Annotated in this window: 20 protein-coding genes; 7 read left to right on the top strand and 13 right to left on the bottom strand. The window is 73.7% G+C overall.

The features are described 5' to 3' along the window. Positions 1-118: 118 nt before the first annotated feature. On the top strand, positions 119-1,534 hold the full coding sequence (locus ACIP5M_RS06220) for a tetratricopeptide repeat protein (RefSeq protein WP_401192568.1): 1,416 nt from the start codon (positions 119-121) through the stop codon (positions 1,532-1,534). Here the strand turns inward: ACIP5M_RS06220 and ACIP5M_RS06215 are convergent. Further along, positions 1,497-3,020, bottom strand: coding sequence for an MFS transporter (locus ACIP5M_RS06215; RefSeq protein ID WP_401192565.1), 1,524 nt, complete (start codon positions 3,018-3,020; stop codon positions 1,497-1,499). The two genes, ACIP5M_RS06220 and ACIP5M_RS06215, sit on opposite strands and share 38 nt — an antisense overlap. 38 nt (positions 3,021-3,058) lie before the next feature. Continuing rightward, positions 3,059-3,640 (bottom strand): TetR/AcrR family transcriptional regulator, encoded by a 582-nt coding sequence (locus ACIP5M_RS06210; protein ID WP_401192562.1) that lies wholly within the window; start codon positions 3,638-3,640, stop codon positions 3,059-3,061. A gap of 194 nt (positions 3,641-3,834) precedes the next feature. Here ACIP5M_RS06210 and ACIP5M_RS06205 point away from each other — a divergent pair, with 194 nt between their 5' ends. After that, positions 3,835-4,395 carry a DUF6328 family protein gene (locus ACIP5M_RS06205; protein WP_401192559.1) on the top strand — a complete coding sequence of 187 codons (561 nt, stop codon included), beginning with the start codon at positions 3,835-3,837 and terminating at the stop codon, positions 4,393-4,395. Positions 4,396-4,416: 21 nt separating this feature from the next. On the opposite strand, the gene ACIP5M_RS06200 is transcribed toward ACIP5M_RS06205, so the two are convergent. Both ACIP5M_RS06200 and ACIP5M_RS06195 read right to left on the bottom strand, forming a co-directional pair. Continuing rightward, entirely contained in the window at positions 4,417-4,656 is a 240-nt protein-coding gene (locus tag ACIP5M_RS06200; protein ID WP_401192556.1) for a DUF6158 family protein, read from the bottom strand. A gap of 165 nt (positions 4,657-4,821) precedes the next feature. Continuing rightward, a complete protein-coding gene (locus tag ACIP5M_RS06195) occupies positions 4,822-5,730 on the bottom strand; it encodes a LysR substrate-binding domain-containing protein (protein WP_401192553.1) in 909 nt (302 codons plus the stop codon). Positions 5,731-5,910: 180 nt separating this feature from the next. Here ACIP5M_RS06195 and ACIP5M_RS06190 point away from each other — a divergent pair, with 180 nt between their 5' ends. Beyond that, positions 5,911-6,096 (top strand): hypothetical protein, encoded by a 186-nt coding sequence (locus ACIP5M_RS06190; RefSeq protein ID WP_401192550.1) that lies wholly within the window; start codon positions 5,911-5,913, stop codon positions 6,094-6,096. Between the two features lie 3 nt (positions 6,097-6,099). Here ACIP5M_RS06190 and ACIP5M_RS06185 read toward each other — a convergent pair whose 3' ends face one another. Then, positions 6,100-9,402 (bottom strand): TIM-barrel domain-containing protein, encoded by a 3,303-nt coding sequence (locus tag ACIP5M_RS06185; protein ID WP_401192547.1) that lies wholly within the window; start codon positions 9,400-9,402, stop codon positions 6,100-6,102. 410 nt (positions 9,403-9,812) lie between these two features. Between ACIP5M_RS06185 and ligA the strand changes: the two genes are divergently transcribed. Further along, positions 9,813-11,885: an NAD-dependent DNA ligase LigA gene (ligA, locus tag ACIP5M_RS06180; RefSeq protein WP_401192544.1), complete on the top strand. Its 2,073-nt coding sequence runs from the start codon at positions 9,813-9,815 to the stop codon at positions 11,883-11,885. Here ligA and ACIP5M_RS06175 read toward each other — a convergent pair. The 3 genes from ACIP5M_RS06175 to ACIP5M_RS06165 all read right to left on the bottom strand — a co-directional run bounded on the left by ACIP5M_RS06175 (position 11,875) and on the right by ACIP5M_RS06165 (position 14,103). After that, positions 11,875-12,108: a hypothetical protein gene (locus ACIP5M_RS06175; protein ID WP_401192541.1), complete on the bottom strand. Its 234-nt coding sequence runs from the start codon at positions 12,106-12,108 to the stop codon at positions 11,875-11,877. The two genes, ligA and ACIP5M_RS06175, sit on opposite strands and share 11 nt — an antisense overlap. Positions 12,109-12,250: 142 nt before the next feature. Further along, positions 12,251-12,925: a response regulator gene (locus ACIP5M_RS06170; RefSeq protein WP_401192538.1), complete on the bottom strand. Its 675-nt coding sequence runs from the start codon at positions 12,923-12,925 to the stop codon at positions 12,251-12,253. Continuing rightward, complete coding sequence (locus tag ACIP5M_RS06165; protein WP_401192535.1) at positions 12,922-14,103, bottom strand: sensor histidine kinase; 1,182 nt, start codon at positions 14,101-14,103, stop codon at positions 12,922-12,924. The genes ACIP5M_RS06170 and ACIP5M_RS06165 overlap by 4 nt, the downstream gene beginning before the upstream one ends. Positions 14,104-14,378: 275 nt before the next feature. On the opposite strand from ACIP5M_RS06165, the gene ACIP5M_RS06160 reads away from it, so the two are divergent. Then, a complete protein-coding gene (locus ACIP5M_RS06160) occupies positions 14,379-16,589 on the top strand; it encodes an MMPL family transporter (RefSeq protein WP_401192532.1) in 2,211 nt (736 codons plus the stop codon). A gap of 93 nt (positions 16,590-16,682) precedes the next feature. Here the strand turns inward: ACIP5M_RS06160 and ACIP5M_RS06155 are convergent, their stop codons facing one another. The 3 genes from ACIP5M_RS06155 to ACIP5M_RS06145 form a co-directional block, all read right to left on the bottom strand. Next, the gene (locus tag ACIP5M_RS06155) at positions 16,683-18,476 is read right to left on the bottom strand and encodes an ABC transporter permease/substrate binding protein (RefSeq protein ID WP_401192529.1); all 1,794 of its coding nucleotides are present in this window, start codon (positions 18,474-18,476) and stop codon (positions 16,683-16,685) included. Then, positions 18,476-19,537, bottom strand: coding sequence for a glycine betaine/L-proline ABC transporter ATP-binding protein (locus ACIP5M_RS06150; RefSeq protein ID WP_401193531.1), 1,062 nt, complete (start codon positions 19,535-19,537; stop codon positions 18,476-18,478). Before ACIP5M_RS06150 ends, ACIP5M_RS06155 begins: the two co-directional genes overlap by 1 nt. A gap of 188 nt (positions 19,538-19,725) precedes the next feature. Continuing rightward, positions 19,726-20,664 (bottom strand): SigB/SigF/SigG family RNA polymerase sigma factor, encoded by a 939-nt coding sequence (locus ACIP5M_RS06145; RefSeq protein WP_401192526.1) that lies wholly within the window; start codon positions 20,662-20,664, stop codon positions 19,726-19,728. Between the two features lie 145 nt (positions 20,665-20,809). Between ACIP5M_RS06145 and ACIP5M_RS06140 the strand changes: the two genes are divergently transcribed. Continuing rightward, a complete protein-coding gene (locus ACIP5M_RS06140; RefSeq protein ID WP_401192523.1) occupies positions 20,810-21,259 on the top strand; it encodes a MarR family transcriptional regulator in 450 nt (149 codons plus the stop codon). A 79-nt stretch (positions 21,260-21,338) separates the two neighbouring features. Here ACIP5M_RS06140 and ACIP5M_RS06135 read toward each other — a convergent pair whose 3' ends face one another. Next, positions 21,339-22,199 carry a GntR family transcriptional regulator gene (locus tag ACIP5M_RS06135; protein ID WP_401192520.1) on the bottom strand — a complete coding sequence of 287 codons (861 nt, stop codon included), beginning with the start codon at positions 22,197-22,199 and terminating at the stop codon, positions 21,339-21,341. A gap of 115 nt (positions 22,200-22,314) precedes the next feature. Then, positions 22,315-23,901 carry an IucA/IucC family protein gene (locus ACIP5M_RS06130; RefSeq protein ID WP_401193528.1) on the bottom strand — a complete coding sequence of 529 codons (1,587 nt, stop codon included), beginning with the start codon at positions 23,899-23,901 and terminating at the stop codon, positions 22,315-22,317. A 106-nt stretch (positions 23,902-24,007) separates the two neighbouring features. On the opposite strand from ACIP5M_RS06130, the gene ACIP5M_RS06125 reads away from it, so the two are divergent. After that, on the top strand, positions 24,008-25,522 hold the full coding sequence (locus tag ACIP5M_RS06125) for an IucA/IucC family protein (RefSeq protein ID WP_401192517.1): 1,515 nt from the start codon (positions 24,008-24,010) through the stop codon (positions 25,520-25,522). Positions 25,523-25,541 lie beyond the last annotated feature (19 nt).

Raw genomic sequence — 25,541 nt, 5'->3', positions numbered from 1 at the left:
GGTTAAGCGGCGCGATAAGCACGCTGAATCGGCTGCTTAAATTAGGGTGCCGCAGGGGGCGTGCGCAATGGCCCGGTCCCCCTGAATACTGAGGAGTTCGAGCAACCAGGGGGATTTCATGGACGAACCGGCCCGCATCGGTCGCCGAGTTCAGCGCATGCGCACCGAACTCGGCATGACCCAGCGACAGTTGGCGGAGCCCAGCTATACGCCCGCCTACATCTCGACGCTGGAGTCGGGCAAGGTCCGCCCCTCCGAGACGGCGCTGCGCTTCCTCGCCGGCCGCCTGAACACCTCGTACGAGGAACTCGCCACCGGCCGCCCCGCCCACCTGGCCACCGAACTGCGGCTCGCCCTGGCCGACGCCCAGCAGACCCTCGCCACCGGCGACGCCGACGAGGCCGCCGCCCGCTACCGGCGGCTGCTCGCCGAGGCCGAACGGCTCGGACTCGCGCCGGAACAGGCGGAGGCCCGGCTCGGACTCGGCGACTGCGCCCTGGAATCCGGGGAACTACCCGAGGCGATAGGACACTTCGAGGCGGCGGAACGCCTGCTGGCCGACGAGCCCCTCCCCCGCCGGGCCCGCCCGATCCGCGGCCGCGCGGTGGCGCACCTGCTCGCCGGCGAACTTCGCTACGCGTGCTACCTGCTCGAATCGACCATCGACGAACTGAGCACGAGCGGGCTGGCCGACCCCGAGGCGCTGGTCCTGCTGTACGCGGCGGTGATCGGCCCGTACATCGACATGGGCGCACACGCCCGCGCGGCCCACGCCGCCGAGCTCGCCCTCGCGCTCGCTCCGCGGGTCGGCGATCCGGCGCTGGTCGCGGGCATGCACCGGCAGGTGGCACGCACCTTCCTCGCCGAGGGCCGGGTGGCCGATGCCGACGCCTCCCTCGCCAAGGCCCAGGAGATCTACGGGCAGTTGCGGCTGCGGACCGATCTGGCGCACTGCCACTGGATGCGCGGCTACGTCCAGGCCCAGAACGGCGAACTGGAGGCGGCGGAGCGGGAGTTGCGGACGGCCCGCGAGATGCTGTCGGCCCGCCGCGCCGCCCTGTACACGGCCCAGGTCGAGGTCGAGCTGGCCGACGTACTGCGTAGGCTCGGCCGGTACGGGGAGGCCGCCGAACTGCTGTCGGCGCTGCTGGCTCCGGGGGACCTGGGGGACAGCCACGGCGCCGTGCACGCGGGCGGTGCGCACCGGCTCCTCGGCCTGATGGCCGAGGAACGCGGCGAGCCCGAGGCCGCCGAGGAGCACTACGTACAGGCCCTGGCGCTGCTGGAGCGCAGCGGGGCCACGGGCGACCTCGCCGATCTGTGCCGGCTGCTGGGCGACCTGCTGCGGCGGACGGGGCGGACCGAGGCGGCCCTGGACGCGTACCGCACGGGGCTGGGCCACCGGTCCGCCCCGGGCACCACCACCCTGGGCCCGGCGCCCGCCGCTCCCGCGTTCCGGATCGACGTGGTCGACCGGATCGACCGGATCGACCGGGTCAGTGGTTCTCGGTCGGCTGGAGGTCGCGTGGAATGAGCGTCCAGGTGGTGGCCGCGGCGGCGACGGCGAGGGCTCCCGCCATCAGGAACGCCGGGGTGATGGCGAGCGTGTAGGCGTGCGAGGCGGTGTCGATCAGCGCCTGGCCGACGGCCCCGCCCAGCCGTTCCGCGGTGTGGGCGGCTTCGCCGACGGAGTCGCGCACGGCCGCTGCGCTCGGCCCGTCCAGGTCGAGGACCGGCAGGTTGCCCCGGTAGAGGGCGGCCGCGGTGGAGCCGAGGATGGCGACGCCCATGGCCGAGCCCAGCTCGTAGCAGGTCTCCTCGATGGCGGCGGCACTGGACACCTCGTCCGCGGGCGCGGCGGAGATCAGCGTGACCGAGGCGACCGTCGTGGCGAGTCCGGCGCCGAGACCCATGACGGTCAGGGCGGCCGCGAAGGCCGGGTAGCCGAGCTCGGCGAACTGCTGGAAGCCCCAGGGCAGGGCCATGCCGGCGGCCAGCACGACCAGTCCGGCGCCGAGCACGTGCCGGATCGCGAAGCGCTGCATGAGGGTGGGGGCCACCATCGAGGCGCAGATCAGCGCGAGCGGCGCCGGCAGCAGGCGCAGGCCCGCCTCCAGCGGGGTGTAGCCCTGGCCGTACTGGAACCACTGCGTGACGAGGAACAGGATCGCGCCCATGCCCATCATGGGCAGGAAGATCGCGGTGGCCGCGACGCTGAAGGCGGGCTTGCCGAAGAGCCGCACCTGGAGCAGGGGGTTGCCCACGCGCAGCTGGCGGCGGACGAAGACGGTCAGCGCCACGACGGCGAGGGCGAGCAGCGCCCAGGGCAGCGGGTCGGCGACACCGCTCTTGCCGAGCTGCTTGATGCCACCGGCCAGGGCGAGCATGCCGACCACGGACTGGCCGACGCCCCACCAGTCCCAGCGGCCGGTGCTGCGCGCGGAGCGCGACTCGGGCAGGTAGCGCGCACCGGCCGCGATGATGAGCACGGCGACGGGGAGGTTGAGGAGGAAGGCGGAGTGCCAGCCGTAGTCCTGGACCAGGAGACCGCCCACGACCGGGCCGAAGGCCATGCCGCCGCCGAAAACGGCCGCCCAGACGGCGAGGGCGAAGGCGCGCTCCTTGGCGTCGGTGAAGACGCTGCGCAGGATCGACAGGGTGGAGGGCATGATGGCCGCACCGCCGACGCCGAGCAGGGCGCGCGCCGCGATGACGTGCCAGGCCTCGCTGGAGAAGACGGCTGTGAGCGAGGCCAGCGCGAAGATGCCGAAGCCCGCCATGAGCAGCCGCTTGCGCCCCCAGCGGTCGCCGAGCGCGCCGGCGGTGACGAGCAGGCCGGACAGGGCGAGCGCGTAGATGTCGATGATCCACAGCTGCTGTACGGCACTGGGCTGGAGGTCGCCGACGAGGGAGGGGAAGGCCACGTTGAGGATCGTGGTGTCCATGGAGATGAGCAGGAGACTGCCGGAGAGGATCGCCAGGACGATCCACCGGCGGGGGTCCGGCGCGGGGGTGTGCATGAGGTTCCGTTCAGGTGTGGAGCGCGGTGCGGAGCGGGTCAGGGTGCGGGCGCCGGAGGCGGGGGCACCGCGCTGGTTCGCGTTCCGCTGAGGAAGGAGGTCAGGACCAGCCGGCCGATCTGGCGGGGGGCGAGGTGCCCGTCGCGGACGCCCTCGGCGGCCGCGTCGAGCAGACCCCAGAGCGAGTACCAGATCCAGTACGGGGGCAGGTCGGCGCGCAGGCGCCCCAGGCGCTGGCCGAGGGCGAGGAAGGCCAGCGCGCGCTGGTCCTGCCGGTCCACGCCGGCGCGGAACTCCGGGTCCGCGAGGACGGTGGCGTCGCGCGAGGTGAACCCGTAGAGGTGCGCCGCGGGCAGCAGGGCGACGACCAGCTCCTCGAGTGCGGCGTCGAAGGCCGCGCCGTCGGCCGTCCCGGGCAGGTCGACCGGGGTCAGGCACGCGTCGACCACGTGGATCGCGCGGACGGCGACCGCCTTCAGCAGGGCCTCGCGGGTCGCGTAGCGGCGGCTGAGGGTGGCGCGGCTGGTGCCGATTCCGGCGGCGATCTGCACCATCGAGGCGCTGTGGTCGCCGGCGAGGACACGCGCCGCGGCGTCGAGCAGTTCTTCTTCGTGCACCATGGCGGTGAGCCTCCTTCGCCTCGAACGATACAAACTTGTCTCACTCGAAGCAAATCTGCCCCACCGCGCTCGTACGAGGCCGCCCGGAAGCGGCTCGGGAAGAACCGCGCGCGCAGGCCGCGAGGGGGTAGGTGCAGCATGAGAGAACAGCGCCCGGGCGAGGCACGGGCGGGCACATCCACGGCGGAGGGGCCATGCGGGACGACGGCAGGGACGACGGCAAGGACGATGGCAAGGACGACGGCACCGGCCATGGCGACAGAGCGGGCGCGGACGCGGTCCCGGGAGACGGCCGGAACGAGAGCCCCGAGGAACGCGCGGACCGGCAGTGGCAGGAGCTGGTGCAGGAGATACGTGTCGCGCAGACCGGCGTACAGATCCTCTTCGGCTTCCTGCTGACGGTCGTCTTCACCGCCCAGTTCCACGGGCTGCCCGCATGGGACAAGGCGATCTACGTCGCCACCGTGGTCCTCGCGTCCCTGGCCACCGGCGCGCTCATCGGCCCCGTCGCCTTCCACCGCATCGTCAAGGGCCGCCGCATCAAGCCCCAGGCCGTCGCCTGGGCCTCGCGGCTCACCTTCGCGGGCATCATCCTGCTGCTGGCCAGCATGACGTCCGCGCTCTTCCTGGTCCTGCGCGTGGCCACCCGCAACGCCTTCGCGCCGTGGCTCGTGGCCGGCGTGTTCACGTGGTACCTGCTGTGCTGGTTCGCCCTGCCGCTGTGGGCGCGGGCCCGCTACACCAGGAAGCGCTGACGCCGGCCCCGGCCCGCCGCCCTACTCCCCCGAGCGGGCGCGGGCGCCCGAGCGGGTGCGTCCGGCCGTCTTCGCCCGCTGCGGGTGCCGGCGTACGTACTCGTGCTCCAGCTCGTTCATCCGCTGCGTATGGGTGACCAGGGCGTCGTCCGACCCGTGCAGCAGCGTCTCGTGTCGGGTGCGGTGGATGGCCTCCAGCTCCTTGAGCAGCCGGCCCTCCTCCAGATTCCGCGCCGACGGACCGTCGTCGTGTTCGGCCATGACCCGTGCACCTCCTCCACGCCCCAGCGGGCTCTAGCGGTGTCCGCTTCCATCATCCCCTCCGCCCCGTCCTTCCGCCGGTAGGGCAGCGGCGCCGTGGGGCGTGCGGGTCGCGAAGGTCTCGTTGGACGCCGTGGGGTGCCGCCGGCGTCACTGCCGCCTGCGTCACTGCTGCCCGGCGGCTCGCGCGCGGCAGTTGCGGGAGACCTCGGCGGCGAAGGCGCGGGCGGGCGGGGCCAGGGCGGACCAGCGGCGGACCGCCCAGCCGACCGCGAGGGGCGGCAGGGCGGGGATCGGGACGAGGCGGATCGGGCCGTCGGTGCCGGGGACGCGCCAGCCGGGCAGCGCGGGCACGACGGCGTGGCCGAGGCCCAGTTCGGCCAGGAGCAGGGCGGTGTCCCAGTCGGCGACGCTGGTGTCGGACCGTACGCGGATGCCGGATTCCGCGAGGGCGGCGTCGAGGCGGGCGCGGGAGGCGGAGTTCTCCGGAAGCCGGATGTGGCGGATCCCGGCGAGGTCGGCGGGGTCGATCCGGGAGCGGGCGGCGAGGGGGTCGTCGGCGCCCACCGCGAGCACCCAGGGCAGGGCCATCACGGGGCGCTGCTCGATGCCGCGGACCGGGTCGCCGATGGTGATCCAGGCGAGGTCGAGGTCGTCGGCCGCGAGGGCGTCGAAGCAACTGCGGCTGGAGTTCTCGGTCTGGAACTCCAGGCTCACCTCGGGGTGCCTGCGGCGAAAGGCGACGACGGCCTCGGACATGAAGTGCCGGACGGTGGTGGCGCCGGTCGTGACGCGCACCGAGCCGCCGTCCCCGCGTACGAGGTCGTCCAGGCGGCGCAGGGCGCCGTCGAGACCGGCGATGCCGTCGGCGGCGGCCGACTGGAGGATGCGGCCGGCTTCGGTGGGCACGACCCCGCGGGCGTGGCGTTCCAGCAGGCTCGCGCCGGTCTCCTTCTCCAGCCGGCGGACGTGCTGGCTGACGGCCGACTGGGTGCGGCCCAGGTCACGGGCCACGGCGCTGAGGCTTCCGGCGCGGCACACGGCCACGAACACGCGGAGGTCGTCGAGGGTCATGGACCCAAGATATCCCTTGGGTCAGGGGAGGAAATCGGAGGATTGACTTGGGGTTTGGAGTGGATCACGATCGGTGCAGGGCCCGGGCGGCAACCCGCTCCGGCCTCCGCCACCGGGGTCCGGACCCCCGGCGGAGGAGGGAACGGGTGTCGACCCACAGCCGCCCGAAAGGAGGGTCCCGTGCCGGACCACGTCGTCGCGTGGCTCCGGAGGCTCGGCGCGCGCGCCGCATCGAGCAACCCGGCGGGACCCTCCTCGCGCACCCAGGACGTGTCCGGGAGCTCGTTGCCCGCGCTGTTCGGCTCGTTCCGCCCGCTGCCGAGCGAGTCGGCCCGGCACGAGTGCCGGGCCGGGCTCGGCCGATGACCGTCAGGGGGTGAAGGTCCAGCGCTGGGCAGGGGTGTCGTCGCAGGCGGTACGGGTGAGCGGGGTGCCGTTGGCGGTGGCGGAGCCGGCCGGGGTCAGGCACTGGCCGGCGTTGCGCAGGGTGCTCTGGGGGCCTGCCTGCCAGGTCTGGCCGGCGCTGCCGTCGCACGGCCGGACGCTCACGCGGGAGGCGTTCGCGGCGTCGAGGCAGACCCCGGCCAGGCCGGTGAGGCGGCCGTCGGGCTGGAGGGTCCAGCGCTGGTTGGGGCCGCCGTGGCAGGTGTACAGCGTGGGTTCGGTGCCCGGGGTGGTCGCGCTGTGCGGGAGGTCGAGGCAGGTCGCGGAGGCGGCGTTGACGAGGGTGGCGTCGGCGGGGAGCGGGGCGGGGCGGCCGGTGAGGCCGATCTCGGCGGCGCTGGTCCAGGGGCCGCGGCCGCCCGCCTCGGTCAGGGCCCTGAGGCGCAGGTAGCGGCCCGTTCTGGCGGCCAGCGGGACGTTCTTGACCACCGAGGTGTCGGCGAAGGTGCCGGTCGCCACGGGCGGGCCCCAGTCCGCGGTGGTGTCCGAGACGTAGATCTCGTAGCCGCCGATGCGGCCGTTGACGCCGCCGTCCTGGCGGGGCAGGTAGCCGAGGCCGTCCAGCGCGTAGCGGGCGCCGAGGTCGATCTGGATCTCGTGCGGGAGCGGGGCGGGCTTCCCGGAGGACCAGGCGGTGTGCCACATCGTGGCCGGGTCGCCGTCGAAGGCGTTGACGGCGGCGCCGTTCTCGGCGCTCGTCTCCTGGCTGTCGGCGGAGACCAGGGACCAGCCCGACCGGTCGAGGGGTGAGGAGGAGGGCAGGGGCTGGGCCGGCGGGAGGGTGGTGCCGGCGGCCGAGACGCTGAACGCGCCCGACTTCGCACCGGTCTTGATCCAGAGGACGCCGGAGCGGTCGGTCGGGTCGAAGAACCACCCCGTGGCGGCCGCGTCGTAGGCGGCCTTGGAGGTCAGGCGCGCCAGGGAGGCTCCGTCCACCGTGAGCGCGGAGGGAGCGGAGGCGACGTGGAGGGTGAACTCGTAGCCGCGCGAGGACGGTTTGCCGGTGTAACTGCCGGTGGCGGCCGAGACGGAGACGTTGACCGTGCCGGAGCCGCTCGCCGGGGCGGTGACGTCCACCCGCTGGCGGGCGTAGGCCCCGGACTGGTGGGCGCGGGTGAGGCCGTCGTCCTCGTAGAGGCTGAAGGAGCTGGTGCCGCGCGGGTGGATGTCGTAGGTGAGGGTGGAGACGGGCTTCTCACCGGTGTGGTTCATCTGCGGCCACATCGGCACGATGCCGCCGCCCTTGACGAAGAGGGGCAGGGTGTCGAGCGGGGCCTGGTAGCCGTTCAGCCAGCCCGGACCGGCGTACGTCTTCCCCGTCCAGTAGTCGGTCCAGCTCCCGGCGGGCAGGTAGATCCCGTCGCGGACGGAGGTGTCCGAGACGACGGGCGCGACGAGGAGGGAGTCGCCGGCCATGAACTGGCCGCTGGTGAGGTTCCCGCGGGCCACCGGGTCGTCCGGGTACTCGAGGACCATCGCACGGGTGCTGGGGGTGCCGGTCTCGTGCGCGACGCGGCTCATCGTGTACAGGTACGGCATCAGCCGCATCTTGAGCTGGAGGTACTTGCGGTTGATGGACAGGTACGGCTCGGCGAAGCGCCAGGGCTGCTTGTCCTGGTAGCCGGCGGAGGGGTTCGTCGCGCCCCAGCCGGACATGGTCATGAAGGCCGGGGTGAAGGCCTTCCACTGGAGGTCGCGGGTGTAGGTCTTGGGGCTGCCGCCGAAGATGCCGTCGACGTCGCCGGACGCGTAGTTGAGCGCGGAGAGGCCCGCTCCGGTGATCGCGGGGACGTGCCAGCGCATGTCGTCCCAGGTGCCGTTGGTGTCTCCGGTCCAGACGACGGCGTTGCGCTGGGTGCCGGCCCAGCCGTCGACGGTCCAGACGTAGCGGCGGGCGTCGGAGTTCTTCTCGATGCCGTCGACGGCCTGCTGGACGCCGTTGAAGGCGTACTTGTAGCCGCTGCCGATCCAGGCCACGTCGGTCTTCACGCCCCGGCTGCCGGCCGTTCCCACCTCGTCCGCGATGGAGCCGAGGCCGGTCGAGGTCCACAGGCCGGTCTGGAATCCCTTGGCCTTGAGCGCGTCCACGGTGGACTTGAGGGGGGCGGTGTAACCGCAGCCGTAACCGTCGTTGGGGAGGAACCAGCCCGAGGGCATGTCGGCGGCGCGGGCGTCGGCCGCGTAGCCGACGACGTCCGGGGTGGTCTGGTGCCGGAGGCGGCCGTGGTCGCCCTGGTAGTCGGGGTTGGAGGCGTTGAAGCAGTCGGCGTTGCCCAGTTCGAAGCCCCACATCGGGGCCATGAACGGCTTGCCGCTGACGTCGGTGTAGGCATCGAGCACTCCCTTGAGGGAGTCGCCGGTGAAGTACCAGGCGTCGAAGCGCTTCTCGTCGTGGGTGAGGGCGGTGGGGGCGTTGAAGGAGTAGGAGCCGGGGGCCCAGGTGTTGCGCATGACGCCGTAGCCGTTGGTGGACATGTAGAAGGGGGCGGGGCTGGCGTTGTTGTTCTCCCGCCACTTGTTGTCGACGGCGACGGGGACGGTCTTGCCGCGCAGGGCCCATTCGCCCAGCCGCAGGCCGGTGCCGTAGAACTGCTCGTCCGCGCCGCGGGCGAGGTACTGCGTGGTCTGGCTGCCGGTCCAGCTGGTGGGCTGGGTCTCCTGCCAGACCGGGGTGGTGTTGTCGGCGCGGTAGACCGAGAACTGGAGGGGCGATTTGTTGACCCGGATGGAGAGCGCTCCGGTGGTGATGCGGTAGTACGCGCCGGCGTCGGAATAGCTCGTGGTGACGGGGCCGAAGTCGGTGGTGGGGGCGAGGTCGGTGCCGGCCGGGTCGTTGGTGAAGGCCCCGTCGGGCGAGAGCCAGAGCCGGAAGATGTCGGCGCGGGCGACGACCACGCGGGCCTTGGCGCCGCTTGAGGCCGTGACCGTGAAGGTGTTCCCGCTCTGGGTGAACCCGGTGACCGTGCCCGCGGTGGCGGTGGCCCCGGCGGGGGCCGCGGCGGCGGGTGAGGCGATGGGCCCCGCGGCGGCCAGGCCCGCGACGGTGAGGGTGGCGGCGATCAGGGCGGCGACCCGGGGGCGCCGCCGCGGCAGCGGGCCCCGGAGGCGACCGGAGCCCTCCGCGTGGCCGTGGCGGTCCCCGGGGCTGCCGCCCGGGCTGCTGCCGGAGTTGCTGCCGGGATGGCTGCCGTGCCGGCCTGGGCTCCTGCGGATGCTGGGCAGTCTCATGGGGCACTCCTCGTGCGGTCCGGATCGCGGACACATCGCTTTGGCATGCGCCTGGCAAGATAGCGCCCCATGGAGGTGAATTGAAGGAAGTTGCTCGAAGTGGCTGGCTGGCAAGCATCTTTGAACATGTGTCACCTTCGCGGTTCTTTCCTGAGGCACAGCGGCGGCCCGCCGGAGCCGCGTGGCCGGAAGTCGACCGCCGCACCGAGGAGGAGGGGCGCCCGGCGCGGGGCGGGCAGGCGGTCGAGCCCGAGGCGCTCCCCGGGGTTCGCTCCTGCGGGGTGCCGGCCCTCGGGCGGCAGTCTCCGACCGCAGGCCGAGGCGAGTTCAGACCCGGCCGGGGCACTGGCAAAAAGCCGTCTGACCTGCGCAGACGAGTCATTGTCAGACCCCTGCGCGAGGATCTTGGCATGACGACGACCACCGCTTCCGCCCTGGCCACCCGTGACGAGTACGCCGATGCGATCGGCGCCGCCCTCAGGGCGTCGGCCGCCTACTACGGCTCCGGCGAATCCGCTCTGGACGACGCCTCGTTCGACCTCCTCCTCGGCCTGATAAAGGCGTACGAGGAGCGGTACCCGGAGCACACCGACCCCGCCTCGCCGACGGGGAAGGTGGCCGGCGGCGCCGTCCCGGCCGGGGACGTCCCGCACACGGCGGCGATGCTCTCGCTGGGCAACGTGTTCGGCCCCCAGGACCTGCTCGACTGGGAGGCCTCGCTGGTCCGGCGGCTCGGGGCGCCGGTGGCGGGCGGGTACGCGGTCGAGCCCAAGCTCGACGGGGCCTCGCTGGCGGCACGCTACCGCCGGGGCCGGCTGGTGCAGCTGGTCACCCGGGGCAACGGGACGGACGGCGAGGACGTGTCGCACGCGATCGGGACGATCGTCGGTCTCCCCACGGAGCTGGCCACCGATGCCTCCTTCGAGGTGCGCGGCGAAGTGCTGCTGACGGCGGAGCAGTTCGTGCGGGCGAACGCGATACGGGCCGAGCACGGGGCCGGCCCGTTCTCCAACCCCCGCAACGGCGCGGCCGGCACGCTGCGGGCCAAGGGGCGTCCGTACACGGTGGAGATGAGCTTCTGGGCGTTCGGCGCGGTCGAGCTCGACGGCGCCGCCGGGCTCGCGGGCGCCGGCCACGCGGAGGTCATGGCCCGAGTCGCCGCGGCGGGCATCCGCACCGCGGCCGACACCCCCGCCGGGCTGACGGTGGTCGACACCATCGCCGAGGTGCAGGAGCAGGTCGACCGCATCGCCGCGCTCCGCGCCCGCCTGCCCTTCGGGATCGACGGGGTGGTCGTCAAGGTGGACTCCCTGGCGGAACAGGCCGCGGCCGGCACCGGCTCACGCCACCCGCACTGGGCGACCGCGTACAAACTGCCGGCCGTGGAGCGGCGCACACGGCTGCTGGAGGTGACCTGGTCGGTGGGGCGGACGGGGGTGCTCGCGCCCACCGCGGTCCTCGAACCGGTGGAGATCGACGGCTCGGTGGTGCGGCACGCCACGCTCCACAACCCGGCCGACATCGAGCGCCGGGGCCTGCGGATCGGCGACACCGTGACCGTCTACAAGGCGGGGGACGTGATCCCGCGCGTCGAGGCCCCGGTGGTGGAGCTGCGCACCGGCGCGGAGCGTCCGATCGAGCCGCCGGCCGTGTGCCCGGGGTGTGCGGGGGAGATAGACCGCTCCCAGGAGCGGTGGCGCTGCGCCCAGCCGGCCGACTGCGGGCGGATCGCGGCGATCCTGTACGCCGCCGGGCGGGACCAGCTCGACATCGACGGCCTGGGTGAGCGGTACGTACGGGCGCTCGTGGAGGCCGGGCAGGTCCGGGACGTGGCGGACCTGTTCACGCTGGACCACGCGCGGCTCGCCGAGGCCGCCGGGAGCGGAAAGCGGGCGGCGAAGCTGGTGGAGCGGATCGAGGCGGCGAAGGGCCTGCCGCTGTCCCGGGTGTTCTGCGCGCTCGGCGTCCTCGGGACGGGGCGGGGCATGTCCCGGCGGATCGCGCGGCACTTCGGGACCATGGAGGCCATCCGGGCGGCCGACGCGGCCGCGATGACCGCGGTGGAACTGGTCGGCGCCACCAAGGCGGCCGGGATCGTCGCCCAGGTGGCGGAGCTGGGGCCGGTCATCGACAAGCTTGCGGCGGCCGGGGTCAACCTGACCGAGCCGTCGGCCGCGACCGCCGGTGCCGGGGACGGCAACGGAGAGGGGGCCGGGGCCGGGGAGGGGCCGCTGGCCGGTCAGACGGTGGTGGTCACGGGCCGCATGGCGGGCGCGCTGGCGGCGTACGACACGCGCGACAAGGTGCGCGAGCTGATCGAGCGCGCGGGCGGGAAGTCGGCGAGCGGCATATCGGGGCGCACCACGCTCCTGGTGGCGGGCGAGAAGGCGGGCGGCAAGGTCGCCAAGGCCGAGGCCGCCGGGATCGAGATCCTCGGCGAGGAGACGTTCGCCGAGCGGATCGCCGCCTTCCTCACCCGCTGACGCGCCGGCCGCCGACCACCGGGGTGACGGCCAGGACGGGCGGAACCGGGGTGGACCACCGGTGGCCGCACGGGTCGAAGAGCAGTGCCACCGGCCGGCCCGGCCGCTGGCGCCAGGAGATCCGTTCGGGCGCGCCGTCGCACACCGGGCAGCGGGGCAGCGGGCCGGGTTCCGGCAGGCGCCCGGGTGCGGCCGCGAGGGGCGTGGGGTGCGGATCGCGCATGGAGGCTCCCTGGTCGTGCGGTTGGGCTGATGGCACTGTGCCATGGACGGGCCCTTGGCCGCACGGGCGAATCCTCCAGTGTTTTTGCTGGTCAGGCGTGTGGTCGACAGGGGGATTCCGGTCCTCTGGGGGCACTTGGTGATCAACCGCGGCTGCCGCCGGCCTCCACCAGCCCCGATTCGTACGCCGCGATGACCGCCTGGGCGCGGTCGCGGACCCCCAGCTTGCCGAAGATGCCGGTGATGTGGTTCTTGACCGTCGAGACGCTGATGTCCAGGTCCGCGGCGATCTCGGCGTTGTCGAGGCCGGTGGCCAGCAGCTGCCAGATCTCCCGCTCGCGGGGGGTGAGTTCGGGCGGGACCGCGGAGGCGGCCGGGCGGCCGCGGGCGGGGGCGGGGGTCCGTACGTAGGCGGACAGCAGCCGGGTGAGGAGCCGGGGCGCGACGGCGGCCTCGCCGCCGTGGACGATGCGGACCGCGGCGCCCAGTTCCTCCGGGGAGATGTCCTTCGGCAGGAAGCCGTAGGCGCCGGCGCGCAGGGCGGCGACCACGTACTCGTCCATGTCGAAGGTGCTGAGCGCCAGGACGCGGGTGTCGGGGAGGGTCCGCGCCAGCTCCGCGGTGGCCTGCACCCCGTCGAGGACGGGCATCCGGATGTCCATGACGACCACGTCGGGCCGCAGCTCGTGGGCGAGGGCCACGGCCCGGGCGCCGTCCTCGGCCTCGCCCACGACCCGGAACTCCGGATCCGGGCCCAGGATCAGGGCGAGTCCCCGGCGGACGAGCGGCTGGTCGTCGGCTATGAGCACGCGGATCATCGGTGTCGTTCCCCTCCCTCGCCGCCCCGCGTTCCCGGGGCCGGGAGGCGGGCCGCCACCCGGAATCCGCCGCCGTCGCGTGCGGCCGCCTCCAGGGTGCCGCCCTGGAGCGCTACGCGTTCGTGCATTCCGATCAGACCGTACCCGGTGCGCGCGGCGGGCCGCGAAACCGGCGGCGGGGCTCCGGCCCCGTCGTCGCACACCTCCACGGCGACCTCGTCCTGGCGATACGTCAGCCGTACGTGGGCCCGTGCCCGTCCCGCGTGCTTGCGGGTGTTGGTCAGCGCCTCCTGCACGATCCGGAAGAGGGTGAGGCCCACGCTGGGCGGCAGCGTGCGGACCGGCCCGTCGACGGTGAACTCCGTCTCCGTACCCGCCAGCCTCGACTCCGCGACGATCCGCTCCAGGTCGCCCGTGCCCGGCTGCGGCGCCGGAGGGGTTTCCTCGGCTTCCTCGCCGGCCCGAAGGACGTCGAGGAGCTGGCGCATCTCGCGCAGGGCGATGCGCCCCGACTGCTCCAGGGTGACCAGAGCCTCGCGCGCGGCCCCGGTGTCGTGCGCCAGGTTGGCCCGCGCACCGCCGGCCATCAGCTGCATGGCGGTGATGTGGTGGGCGACGATGTCGTGCAGTTCCCGGGCGATCCGGCGGCGTTCCTCGGCGACCGCGCGCTCGGCCTGCAGCGCGTGATGGGCGGCGACCTCCCGTTGCCGGCGGTTCACGATCAGGGCCGCGCCGATGACGAGGACCGCGCCCGCCGCGTTGGCGGCGACGGACCAGCCGGAGGGCAGCAGCATGCCGCCCTGGCCCACCGAGGGCATCGGGACGGTGACGAGGAAGGCGCCCACGACCACGGCGGGACGGCAGAACCTGACCACCGAGTAGAGCGCGATGGCGAGGCCGAGCGGGAAGTGCGGTGTGACGTCCTGGAGGGCCAGGTTCGGCACCACCCCCAGGGCCAGCACCGCAGCGAGCACGGCGGCCGGGTGGCTGCGCCGGGCGAGCAGGCACAGGGCCGCCACCACGAGGGCGCAGGCGGCCGAAAGGGTGAGCGGCATCCCCTCGGACCGGGTGCCGACCGAGAAGCCCAGCAGGTCGACGGCGGCGGCTCCGATGGCCACCAGTGCGTCGTTGCGCGTCCAGCGCAGCCTGTCGGCGCCTTTCCCCACGCTGTCGTCCATCCGTGCCCGGTCCTCCCCCACCGGCCGCCCGCCCGCCGGTGCGGGGGCGGTGCGCGCCGGTTGCTGGTGATCCAGTCTGACAGCCGGGCCCTCCGGTGCCACCGCCCCGGAGGCCCGTCCCGGACCGGGACCAGGGTCCTGGTCCGGGCCGTGGTCCGGACCCTGCTCCCACGAGCGGGTTCCTCCCCCGCCCCGACGATTCCCGGGCCGGGGGCTGATGGTCTGGAGATCCGCCGGGAACCCCCGGTGTCGTGTCAACAGACCGGAGGAGTCACGTGATCCGCGCCCTGACCGGATTCTCGACGAGAAATCCGTGGAAGGTGATCGCCGTCTGGGCCGTCCTGGGCATCGCCCTGACGTTCCTGGGCCAGGCGCTGCTCTACCGCGCCACGCAGAGCAGTACCGGCGATTTCCTGCCCTCCACCTACGACTCGGCCGCGGCCCTGAAGGTCGCCGAGGAGCGGTTCGGGGTCAAGCCGGACGCCAACACGCTGACCGTCCTGGTGGCCAGGTCGGACGGCGCGCAGCTGGGCGACGCGGACGAGCGGCGCATCGACGAGGAGGCCGCGAAGCTGGGCCGCCACCGGGTCGTCATGCCCCGGCCCGAGGAGGAGACGCCGTTCGCCCGGGACCACTCCCAGGTCCCCCGGGTCAGCCCGGCGATGACGGCCCCCGACCGCGCTTTCCGGCTGCTGACCGTGGAGCTGACCGGCAATCCGCAGGATCCGGGGCTCCAGGACACCTACCGGGCCTTCCGCGAGCACGCCCGGGCCGAGTTCGCCGCGGCCGGACTGCGGACCGGGTTCACGGGCGGGCTCGCCGACAGCGTGGACGGCGTCGATGCCGAGAAGACCCGGTCCACGGTCATCGGCGTCGTGATGCTCGCGGTGATCGTGCTGCTGCATGTGCTGGTCTTTCGCAGCGTGCTCGCCGCGCTGCTGCCGCTGCTGGTGGTGTCCGTCATCGGCGGCGCCGCGACGGGCACGGTGGTCGGCATCGCCATGCTGACCGGCATCACCCTCGATCCGTCCACCCCCCAGCTGATCAACGTCGTGCTGGTGGGCATCGGCATCGACTACTTCCTCTTCCTGCTGTTCCGCTTCCGCGAGCAGCTGCGCCTGCGGCCCGGGCAGTCGGGGCGGGCCGCGGCGGCCGAGGTGGGCGGGCGCGTGGGTACGGCGGTGACCTCGGCGGCGCTGACCATCGTCGCCGCGTTCGCGACGCTCGGGGTGGCCTCCTTCGGGCAGTTCCGGGTGCTCGGCCCGGCCGTCGCGGTCTCCGTGCTGGTGATGCTGATCGGCAGCCTCACCTTCATGCCGGCGCTGCTCGCCGTCACCGGGCGCACGATGTTCTGGCCCTCGCGCGCCCTGCGGCGCGAGCCCCGGCCGGGCGCCGCGGCCCGGCTGGGCGACCGGGTGGTGCGGCGGCCGCTGATGGCGGTCGTCGCCTGTGTGGCACTGCTCGGCGCCTTGGCCGCGGGAGTGGCCGGGATGCGGATGGACTACGGATCCGGCGCGGGTGGCGAGCGCACGGCCGCCGCGGCCACCGCGGCCGAGATCTCCCGTGCGCTGCCGGCAGGCGTGTCGGACCCGATCAGCGTCTACGTCACCGCGTCGGACGGCGTGCCGCTGACGGCCGACCGGGTCGGCGGCCTGTCCGGGACGCTGGCCCGGGTGGACGGCGTGGGCCGGGTCGCCCCGACCGTACTGAGCGAGGACCGGCTGGCAGCCCGGATCGACCTGTTCCCCCACGCCGATCCGCGCGGCCCGAAGGCCCGCGAGCTGGCCTCCGGGCCGGTCCGGCAGACGGTCGCCGCGCACCGGCCCGACGGCACCGAGGCCCATGTAGGCGGTAACGCGGCGGTGTTCGCGGACGTCGCCGCCGCCGTGGACAAGGACCTGCGGCTGGTGTTCCCCGTCGCGGCGGCGCTGATCGCGCTGATCCTGTTCCTGCTGCTGCGGAGCCTGCTCGCCCCGCTGATCCTGATGCTCGCGGTGGGGCTGGGGTTCGCCGCGACGCTGGGCGCCTCGACGCTCGTGTTCCAGCGCGCGCTCGACCAGCCGGGCGTGGGGTTCACGCTGCCGCTGGTGCTGTTCCTGTTCGTCGTCGCGCTGGGCACCGACTACAACATCCTGGTGAGCGACCGGATCCGGGAGGAGATGGAGCGGCCCGGTCCGGCCCGCGCGGCGGTGGCCCGCGCCCTGCGGCACACCGCGCCGGCCGTGGCGACAGCCGGGCTGGTGCTGGCCGCCTCGTTCGGGAGCCTGGCCGTCAACCCGTCGCCGGCGACCCAGCAGATCGGTTTCGCGACGGCGCTCGGGATCCTGCTCTCGGCCTTCGTCCTGTCGATCGTCCTGGTGCCCGCCTGCGCAGCGCTTCTGGGCCGGTCCCTCTGGTGGCCGTCCAGGTCCCGGCCCGCCGCGCCGCAGGACGGCCCGCCGCCGGCCGGTGCGGCGCGGGCAGCGGACCGCGTGCTGGTGCCCTGAGGCACCGCCCGGACGTGTGAAGGCGCCGGTGCGCGCAGGACCGTACGAGTCCCGCGCGCACCGGCGCCTTCGCCACAGCCGCAGCGTCCGGGGTCAGGAGAGTCCGCCAACCTCCGGGTGGTCCTTGAGCCAGGCGCGGACGGCCTGCTGCTCCTTGCCCTTGCCGGTGTCCTGGATCCTCGCCTCAAGGCTGGTGAGCTGCTCCTCGGTGAGCTTGAAGGAGCGCAGCCAGGCGGCCACCTCGGGCTCGTCGGCCGCGAAGCCCTTGCGGGCCAGGGTGTGGATCCCGTCGCCCTTGCCCCAGACGCCCTTCGGGTCCTCCAGCTTGGTCAGCTCGTACGAGGAGTACGCCCAGTGCGGCGACCACAGGACGGTGACCACCGGCTCCTTCTTGTCGTAGGCCCGCTTGAGTTCGGCGAGCATGCCGGGGGTGGAACCGTCGACGACCTGGTACTCGTCCTGCAGGCCGTACTCGGCGAGCACCTTGTCCTTCAGGATCGACATGGCTCCGGCGCTCGGTTCGATGCCGATGATCCGGCCCTTGAACTGCCCGGCCTTCCCCTTGAGGTCGGCGAGCGAGCGCACGTCCTTCACGTACGAGGGCACGGACAGCTCCAGCGAGGTGGAGCCGTACCAGGAGCCGAGGTCCTCGAGCTGGTCACCGTACTTCTCCCAGTACTGGGCGTGCGTGACGGGCAGCCAGGCGTCGGTCTGGAAGTCGATCTGGCCGCCGGCCAGGCCGGTGTAGAGAGCTCCGGCCTCCAGCTGGCGGGCGTCGACCTTGAAGCCGCGCCGCTCCAGGAGCTCCTTCCAGAGGAAGGTGGAGGCGATGCCCTCGTCCCACGGGATGTAGCCGAGGGAGACGGTGCGCCCCTTGCCGGTGTTCGCGGCGTCCGCCGGCCCCTGCGCGGCGCCGGAGCCGCCGAAGGTGTGCAGGGCGCCCGCGACGAGGGCCAGTACGACGGCCCCGGTGACGGCGTGGGCGGGCTGGGGGCGGTGGCTCCACAGCTTGGCCGCGCCGGTCACGGCGGAACGTGCCGTGCCGAGGGCGCGCCGGCCCAGCGGGGAGACCTGGCGGCCCAGCGCACCGGTCATCCGGTCGAGGTACATGGCCAGGATGACGATGGAGATGCCCGCCTCGAAGCCGAGGCCGATGTCGACGTTGCCGATGGCCCGGTAGACGGCCCCGCCGAGGCCGCCGCCGCCCACCATGCCGGCGATGACGACCATGGACAGGCCGAGCATGATGACCTGGTTGACGCCCGCCATGATGGTGGGCAGGGCCAGCGGCAGCTGGACGCGGACGAGGGTGTCGCGCGGGGTGGTGCCGAAGGCGTTCGCGGCCTCGACCAGTTCCGCGTCGACCTGGCGGATGCCGAGCTCGGTCATCCGTACGCCCGGCGGCAGCGAGAAGATGATGGTCGCGATGATGCCCGGAACCACGCCCACCCCGAAGAAGATGATGCCGGGGATGAGGTAGACCATGGCGGGCATGGTCTGCATGAAGTCCAGGACCGGCCGCAGGACGGCACTGACCCGCTCGGAGCGCGAGGCCCAGATGCCCAGCGGTACCGCGAACACGAGGGTGACGAGGGTGGCGACCAGGACGAGGGACAGCGTGGACATGGCGTCGGACCACAGGTCGACGGCGTCGACGAGCGCGAGACCGGCGAAGGCGAGCAGGCCCGCGAGGAGACCGCGCAGCCACCAGGCGGCGACGGCGAGGATGCCCGCGAACAGCAGCGGGGCGGGGGCGGACAGGACCGCGTCGATGCCGTCGTAGAGGCCGGTGACGAGCGCGCTGATGGCGTCGAACAGCCAGGACAGGTGGCGCTGGAGGAAGTCGACACCGCTGTCGACCCAGGCGCCGAGGTGCAGGCGGGGCATCAGGCAGCCACCTCCGCGCAGGCCATGGGGGGCCGCTGTTCGTCCCCGAGGAAGGCGACGAGGCGGTCCTGCGGTACGGAGCCGATGACGGCGCCGTCCGCGTCGGTGACGGCGACCGGGTGCGGTACGCGGGCGCTGACCGCGCACACGTCGGCGAGCGGGGTGTCGGCGTGGACGGTGGGGCAGTCGCAGGCGTCCGCGTCGAGGGGAGGCTCGTCCATCACGGCGTCGGCCGTGAGCACGCGCGAACGGTCCACGTCCTGGATGAAGGAGGCCACGTAGTCGTCGGCGGGGCGGGTGAGGATGTCCTCGGCGGTGCCCTGCTGGACGATGCGGCCGTCGCGCATGACGGCGATGCCGTCGCCCAGGCGCATGGCCTCGTTGAGGTCGTGCGTGATGAAGACGATGGTCTTCTTCAGCCGCCGCTGGAGTTCGAGCAGCTGGTCCTGCATGTCGCGGCGGATCAGCGGGTCGAGTGCGCTGAAGGACTCGTCCATCAGCAGCAGGTCGGCGTCGGTGGCCAGGGCGCGGGCCAGGCCGACGCGCTGCTGCATGCCGCCGGAGAGTTCGTCGGGCCAGGACCTCTCCCAGCCGCCGAGCCCGCACAGCGCCAGGGCCTCGGCGGCCCGGCGTTCGCGCTCGGCCCGGGGGACGCCCTGGACCTCGAGTCCGTAGGCGGCGTTCTGCAGGACGTCGCGGTGCGGGAAGAGCGCGAAGTGCTGGAAGACCATGCTGATTTTGGTGGACCGTACGCGGCGCAGTTCGCGCGGGCCGAGCGTGGTGAGGTTCTCGCCGTCGAAGAGGATGCGCCCGGCGGTGGGCTCCAGCAGCCCGTTGAGCATGCGCAGCAGCGTGGACTTGCCGGATCCCGACAGGCCCATGATGACGAAGATCTGGCCGGGCTCGACGCGGAAGGAGGCGTCGATCACCGCGGCCGTCGTTCCGTCCGCGCGCAGCTCGTCGCGGTCGGCGCCGGCCCGGAGTGCGCGGACGGCGGCCGCCGTGTCGTCCGGGCGTCTGCCGAAGACCTTGTAGACGTGCTCGGCCTGGAGCGTGGACACATACACCTCGTGGGTCGTACCGGGTACGGCACGCGCCGTACTCCGGAGTACCGGGCCGGCGGGCCGTGGAGCGGGACGGGATCCGCCCGCGTGCGCCGCGCCCCCGGCCGTTCGACCGGAGGGCATGGTTCCGCTCCAGCGGCCTCCCTGCCCGGTCTTCACCCGAGCAAACGCAAAGGTGATCTAGTTCACGCGTCGGCCCGGGCGTCGGGCCCGGAGTCGTCGGCGAGCATCGAGGCGCGCAGGTGGCCGAGGAGCCGGGTGAGCAGCCGGGAGACCTGCATCTGCGAGATGCCGAGCGCGGCGCCGATCTGGGCCTGCGTCAGCTCCTCGCCGAAGCGCATCTGGAGCATGCGGCGCTCGCGGTCGGTGAGCTGCTCCAGCAGCGGCGCCAGGGTCTGGATGTCCTCGACCAGCTCCATGGCCGGCTCCTCCTCGCCCAGGACATCGGCGAGGCTGTGCGTCTCGGAAGAGCCGCCCCCGTACTCGGCGTACGCGGCGGGCGGGGCGTCCAGGGAGCCGCTGGTGTGGCCGTTCGCGGCGACGAGACCCTCTATGACCTCCTCCTCCGAGAGGTCGAGGTGGTCGGCGAGGTCGGCGACGGTGGGCGCGCGGTCGAGTGTGACGGTCAGCACTTCCTTGGCCTTCGCGATGTCGATGCGCAGCTCCTGGAGCCGGCGCGGGACACGGACGGCCCAGGTCGTGTCGCGGAAGTGCCGCTTGATCTCGCCCGTGATGTACGGCATGGCGAGCGTGGAGAACTCGTTCTCGCGGGTCGGGTCGAAGCGGTCGATGGCCTTGATGAGGCCGATGGTGCCGACCTGGACGATGTCCTCGATGTCTCCGCCGTCGCGATTGCGGAAGCGACGCACGGCGTACTGGACGAGTGAGGCATTCATCTCAATGAGGGTGTTGCGGACGTACTGGTACTCCGGGGTGCCCTCGGTCAGCTCGCGCAGTCGCAGGAAGAAGACCTTCGACAGCTCCCTCGCGTCTGCGGGGGCCACCTCCCGGGGCTCGTCGATCCGCGGCAGGCCCGCTATGCGGGCGGCTTCGGAGGCGCGGCGAGGACTGGGCACCGGGGTGTGGGTGGCGGCGGTATGGGAGGACGGGGCAGGGACCGGCATGGGGTTCGCTCCTTGGGCTGGTCGGCTTGCGGCGCGGGACCTTGACTGCCGTAGATGGTGGCCCTCTTCTGCTCGTACGTCAAGAATTACCGGAAAAGCTTTTCACGTCTTGCATCACGTGAATCGCGTATCGCATCATGACCGCATGGGGAGCATGCCACAGCGACAGAACTGGACATTCCTGACCAATCACGCCCGTGTCCTGGTGACCATCGCCCGGGACCCGGCCGTGAGGCTCAGGGATGTGGCCATGGTCTGTGGGCTGACCGAGCGCACCGTGCAGACGATCGTCACCGACCTGGAGGCGGACGGGTACCTGCGGCGCGTCCGCGACGGCCGGCGCAACCGGTACGAGATCTCCCCGGGCGCCGTCTTCCGCCATCCGGCCGAGGGGGGCGTCCAGGTGGCCGGCCTCCTGGCCCTCCTCACCGGAGCCCCCGCGGCCCCGAGCGCGCCCGCCCCGAGCGCGCCCGCCGCGACCGCGCCGGCCGCCGGCGCTCCGCAGGCCACCGGCGCGCCGCCGGTCCGGAGCACGTCGGTCCGGAGCTCCTCGGTCCCGGGCGCCGCGCCGGTCGCGGATCTCGCCGTGGACTGATCCCCTTCAGGCCCCGCCTTCCCCTTCCGGCGCGACCGCACCGTCCGCACGGCTGCACGGCTGCACGGGCTGCACCGGCTCATGGATGCCGCGGCTCCGAGCCCTTCACGGAATACGAGCGCTCCGGGTCGCGGTGGAAGGTCAGCCGGTCCCACGTGGGGAAGGCCAGGTCCGTGATCGCCAGCAGCCGCCCGGAGCCGTCGTGCAGGGTGCGGCGCACGGTCAGCCCGCAGGCCCGGGAAGCGGCGGCCGGCGGATGGGTGGTCCGGGTCATCGTGAGGGTCTCGGTCACCCGCCCCTCCCCTGCGGCCCGGTCGAACCAGCGGTGCAGGGGCCCCAGATCCTCGTCGCGGACCTCCTCCGGCCGGTCCCGGTAGCGGGCCAATTCGGGACACCGCGCGACGGCGCCCGGGCTGAGGTACGTGACGGCGTGCGTGAGGGTCTCCCCCGCCGGGCCGCGCTCGCGACGGTGGTGGACCAGGGTGCGGTCGCCGCCCCGCATGCCGAGCAGCGCGGCGAGCGAGGGCGGGACGGTGACGCGGGTGAGCCAGCTCTGGGCGGGGGCGGGGGCGGGGCCGTGCCCCGGCAGGGCGAGGAGCCCGGGGGCCGGTGCGGTGAGCGCGACCTCCCCTTCCGTACCGGAGACGCCGGAGACGCCCGAGACGCCGGGGACAGCAGAGGCACCGGAGACACCCGCGGCACCCGCGACCGGGCGGGTGCCGCGGCGGCCCGTGACGATCAGTCCGTCCTCGCGCAGCTGCTGGAGCGCGGCCCTGATGGTCTGCCGGTTGACCTGGTAGCGGGCGGCCAGGCTGCGTTCCGAGGGCAGGGTGCCGCCGGGCGGGTGCGCCGCGCGCTCGAGTTCGTGCCGCAGCGCTGCGGCGATCCGCTGGTACTTGGGCATGGCGGCCTGGCCGCCGCCCCGCGAAGGGGAGGGCATGGCTTCTCCTCTGACGGGTGGTCAAGGACTGCGCGGGCTGTCCGCCCAACGTAGCATTGGTCTATACCTTTGGGGAGAAGAGTTCGATGTCCGGCGACCACCTTGGCCGGTTTCCCTACCCTCGCAGCGGGTTCGGCAACGGCAGGTAGCGGGCGTCCGCGCCGTCCGCCCGCGTCCACCGCAGCAGCAGGTTGGTCTTGGCCGGCAGGGCCGGAGCGGTGAGGAGCTCCGCGATTTCGGGGAGCCTGCGTGTGGCGTCGTAGCGCAGGAACTCCTCCCGTACGGCCGGCCACACGAGCGGCGAGATGTCCGGATGCCGCTCGGCCAACGCGCCCCCGATCTCCGCCAGGTGGTTGACCACCAGGCAGTAGACCAGCCGCTGCCAGGCCGCCGCGCGGTCCACGGCGGGCAGCAGCTTGACCCCCTCCGCGTCCCGGAACAGAGCCTGCACCGGCAGGCCCGCCGCGTCGACGGCGACCAGGGTGTTCTGGAGGTGGGCCTCCAGGACGATCCCGTGCCGGGCGAACAGCTCCAGCACCGGCGGCACCACCCGGCGCAGGTAGGCCCGCCACCAGGCGGCCGGATCGGCCGTGTCCGCCAGCGGGCTCCCGGCGTAGCCCTCGGCGAGTGCGGCGGCCAGCAAGGGGGTGGACCCGGGCGCGGCGTGGGCGTGCAGGCCGTCACGGACCAGGACGGCGAGCTCCTCGAAGGCGAAACCGGCCGTGCGGTAGCCGCGGTCGGCGAGCCAGGCGGCATCCACCGTGTCCGCGCCCGGCCGGCGCAGTGCGCCGAAGGCCGCCTCCACCGCCGCGTCGGTGCGCCGCAGCCCCAGCAGGTCGTGCCGCCACAGCCGGCGCACGTCGTTGGTGATCCGGACGTCGAGGCTGAACTTCACGAACAGGTCCGCGCCGGACCGCGGCACGTACAGCGTCCGGATCGAGGCGGTGGGCCAGGCCGGCAGGCGGCTCTCCCCGAGCCGCAGCAGCCGCCCGTCGGCGAAGGCCTCGCGCACCGCCGGCCGGGAGCCGACGAGGTCGAGCTGCCAGGGGTGGGCGGGCAGCAGCCGGTAACCGGCGGGCGGGCGCGGCCCGTCCAGGGCGTCCACGAGCGAGTCGACGGCGCCGGCGGCGGCCGGGCCGCCCTCCTCGGCCACCTGGTCCTCTCGCAGCCCCAGGAAGACGAGCGGGAAGCGGGCGTGGGCCTCCGGTGCGTATGGCAGCCAGCTGCCGACCGGGGCGCCGCCCCGCGCCTTGGGGGCCGGGTGGTGGGGGTGACCCATGACCAGGGACTGCTCGGAGAGCAGGTACGGGTCGGCCGGCGGCTCGGCCGCGGCGCGGGCGGTCAGCAGCGCGGCGACGGCGTTGCGGCTGTCGTCGATCTCGACCGGGAGTTCGTCGTTGGGGACGCCGGTGTACCGGAGCAGCTCGCCGGCGGTCAGCTTGACCAGTTCCGTGTGGCCGAGCGGGTGCCAGCCGTCCGCCGTGCGCAGTTCGGGGCGTACGGGCCTGCGGCCGCCGTACACCCGGATCAGCCGTCCGCTGCCGCGCAGCCGGTGGACGGCCGCTCCGGAACCGCCGAAGGCCCCGTCGGACCGGGCCGGCCCGACGGGCTCGGCGGCCTCGCGGAGCAGGCAGTTCAGGAGCGGGGTGGCGGCGTACGCGTCGGCGGCGGCGTTGAGATCCACTGGTTCCATTCGGTCCATCCGGAGCCGGGGCTCGCGGGACGCGTCCACCGGCCGTGATCTTCAGTATCCGCGATGATGACGTGACCATCCTGCAATGCGACTACCCGACGTGCGGAGCCCCAGCATGCATCCACCCGCCTCCCCGGCCGAGGAGGCCGTCGCCGCCGAGCTGGCCCGCGTGCGCCCCGGACTGCGGTCCTCGTACGAGGCCGCGCTGCCCGGTGCCCGCGCCGCCGTGCTGACCCGGCTGTGGCGTGCGCTCGCCTTCGAACCGCTGCCGTGGGTGGTGGGCCGGGAGCGGCGGCCGGGCGGCCTGGTGCTGCGGCTGGCCGGGGGCGGCCGGCTGGAGGGGCCGCCGCCGGATCCGTACGCGACCGAGCCGTACGTGGAGGAGCTGCTGCTCGACGGCCGGGCACACCGGCAGGCCGCGCGGCTGGTGGCGGCGCTGGGGGTGCCGCACGGGGAGGGGTTCGCCGCCGAGCTGGACGGCAGCACGGCCTCCCTGGCCCTCTCCCGGGCCGGGCAGCCGCCCGCGGAGCGGGACGGCGCCGCGCGGAGCACCCGGGAGTGGGAGCAGCGGGTGGTCGACGGGCATCCGTACCATCCGAACTGCCGTTCCCGGCCCGGATTCTCGGTGGCGGAGGAATTGGCGTACGCCCCCGAGCACCGGCCGGTGGTGGAGCTCGGGCTGGTCGCCGTACGGGCCGAGGAGTGCCTGGTCACCGGCGACTGGCCGGCGGAGCTGCGGGACGGGGGGCGGATCCTGGTCCCGGTGCATCCGTGGCAGGCCGCGCACGCGCTGAAGCACGAAAAGGTGCGCGGCTCGATCCCGGCGCACCCGCTGATGGCCCTGCGCACGCTCGCGCCCGCGGCCGGCGGGGCGCACGTCAAGACCGCGCTGAGCACCCGGCTGACCTCCTCCGTCCGGGACATCTCCGTGTACTCCATCGAGACGGCGGCGGCCGTCTCCGCCTTCGCCCAGAGCCTGTCCGAGCGGCTCGACGGCCGGCTGCACGTCACGCGCACGCTGGGCGCGGCGACCGCGCACAGCCCGGACCTGGCGGCCGTGCTGCGCGAGCCGCCGGAGGTCTTCGCCGACGCCGCCGCCGGCGAGCGGGTGCTGCCGGTGGCGGCGCTGGGCTCCTTCGCGCCGACGCGTTCGGCGGCCTGGCGGGCCGAGTTCGCCCGGCTGGCACTCGGGGTGTGCCTGCGGGTGCTGGAGCTCGGGGTGGGACTGGAGGCCCACGGCCAGAACCTCCTCGTCGTCCTCGCCGCCGACGGCACCCCGGTCCGGCTGGTCTACCGCGATCTCGCCGACATCCGGATCAGCCCGGCGCGGCTGGTCCGGCACGGGCTGCCGGTGCCGCCGCTGTCGGGCCGGCTGGTCACCGACGACGTGACCGTCCTGCGGCGCAAGCTGTTCGGGTCCCTGCTGACGGGCACGCTCGGCGCCACGGCCGGTTCGGCGGCCGCCTTCGCCGAAGCCCTGTCCGAGGCCGACGGACTGCCGCCCACCGCAGACACCGAGGCGCTGCTGGGGGAACCGCTGCCCACCAAGGCGCTCACGCTGATGCGGCTGAGCCCGGGCATCCCCGGCGACCAGTGGGCGTATCTGCCCAATCCGGCGGCCGGGGGGTGAGAGCCGGCGCCGGCCGGGC

Origin of the sequence: Streptomyces sp. NPDC088762 (assembly GCF_044750905.1) — a bacterium.
Lineage (GTDB): Bacteria > Actinomycetota > Actinomycetes > Streptomycetales > Streptomycetaceae > Streptomyces.
This window is presented reverse-complemented; position numbering and strand designations above follow the sequence as displayed.

Coding starts and splice junctions, on each gene's coding strand:
- ACIP5M_RS06195 (WP_401192553.1), bottom strand. CDS start 5,730: ATGACCCTCGACGACCTCCGCGTGTTCGTGGCCGTGTGCCGCGCCGGA.
- ACIP5M_RS06155 (WP_401192529.1), bottom strand. CDS start 18,476: ATGCCCCGCCTGCACCTCGGCGCCTGGGTCGACAGCGGTGTCGACTTC.
- ACIP5M_RS06140 (WP_401192523.1), top strand. CDS start 20,810: ATGGGGAGCATGCCACAGCGACAGAACTGGACATTCCTGACCAATCAC.
- ACIP5M_RS06130 (WP_401193528.1), bottom strand. CDS start 23,901: ATGGACCGAATGGAACCAGTGGATCTCAACGCCGCCGCCGACGCGTAC.
- ACIP5M_RS06200 (WP_401192556.1), bottom strand. CDS start 4,656: ATGGCCGAACACGACGACGGTCCGTCGGCGCGGAATCTGGAGGAGGGC.
- ACIP5M_RS06170 (WP_401192538.1), bottom strand. CDS start 12,925: ATGATCCGCGTGCTCATAGCCGACGACCAGCCGCTCGTCCGCCGGGGA.
- ACIP5M_RS06145 (WP_401192526.1), bottom strand. CDS start 20,664: ATGCCGGTCCCTGCCCCGTCCTCCCATACCGCCGCCACCCACACCCCG.
- ACIP5M_RS06125 (WP_401192517.1), top strand. CDS start 24,008: ATGCATCCACCCGCCTCCCCGGCCGAGGAGGCCGTCGCCGCCGAGCTG.
- ACIP5M_RS06135 (WP_401192520.1), bottom strand. CDS start 22,199: ATGCCCTCCCCTTCGCGGGGCGGCGGCCAGGCCGCCATGCCCAAGTAC.
- ACIP5M_RS06185 (WP_401192547.1), bottom strand. CDS start 9,402: ATGAGACTGCCCAGCATCCGCAGGAGCCCAGGCCGGCACGGCAGCCAT.
- ACIP5M_RS06175 (WP_401192541.1), bottom strand. CDS start 12,108: ATGCGCGATCCGCACCCCACGCCCCTCGCGGCCGCACCCGGGCGCCTG.
- ligA (WP_401192544.1), top strand. CDS start 9,813: ATGACGACGACCACCGCTTCCGCCCTGGCCACCCGTGACGAGTACGCC.
- ACIP5M_RS06210 (WP_401192562.1), bottom strand. CDS start 3,640: ATGGTGCACGAAGAAGAACTGCTCGACGCCGCGGCGCGTGTCCTCGCC.
- ACIP5M_RS06205 (WP_401192559.1), top strand. CDS start 3,835: ATGCGGGACGACGGCAGGGACGACGGCAAGGACGATGGCAAGGACGAC.
- ACIP5M_RS06165 (WP_401192535.1), bottom strand. CDS start 14,103: ATGGACGACAGCGTGGGGAAAGGCGCCGACAGGCTGCGCTGGACGCGC.
- ACIP5M_RS06215 (WP_401192565.1), bottom strand. CDS start 3,020: ATGCACACCCCCGCGCCGGACCCCCGCCGGTGGATCGTCCTGGCGATC.
- ACIP5M_RS06220 (WP_401192568.1), top strand. CDS start 119: ATGGACGAACCGGCCCGCATCGGTCGCCGAGTTCAGCGCATGCGCACC.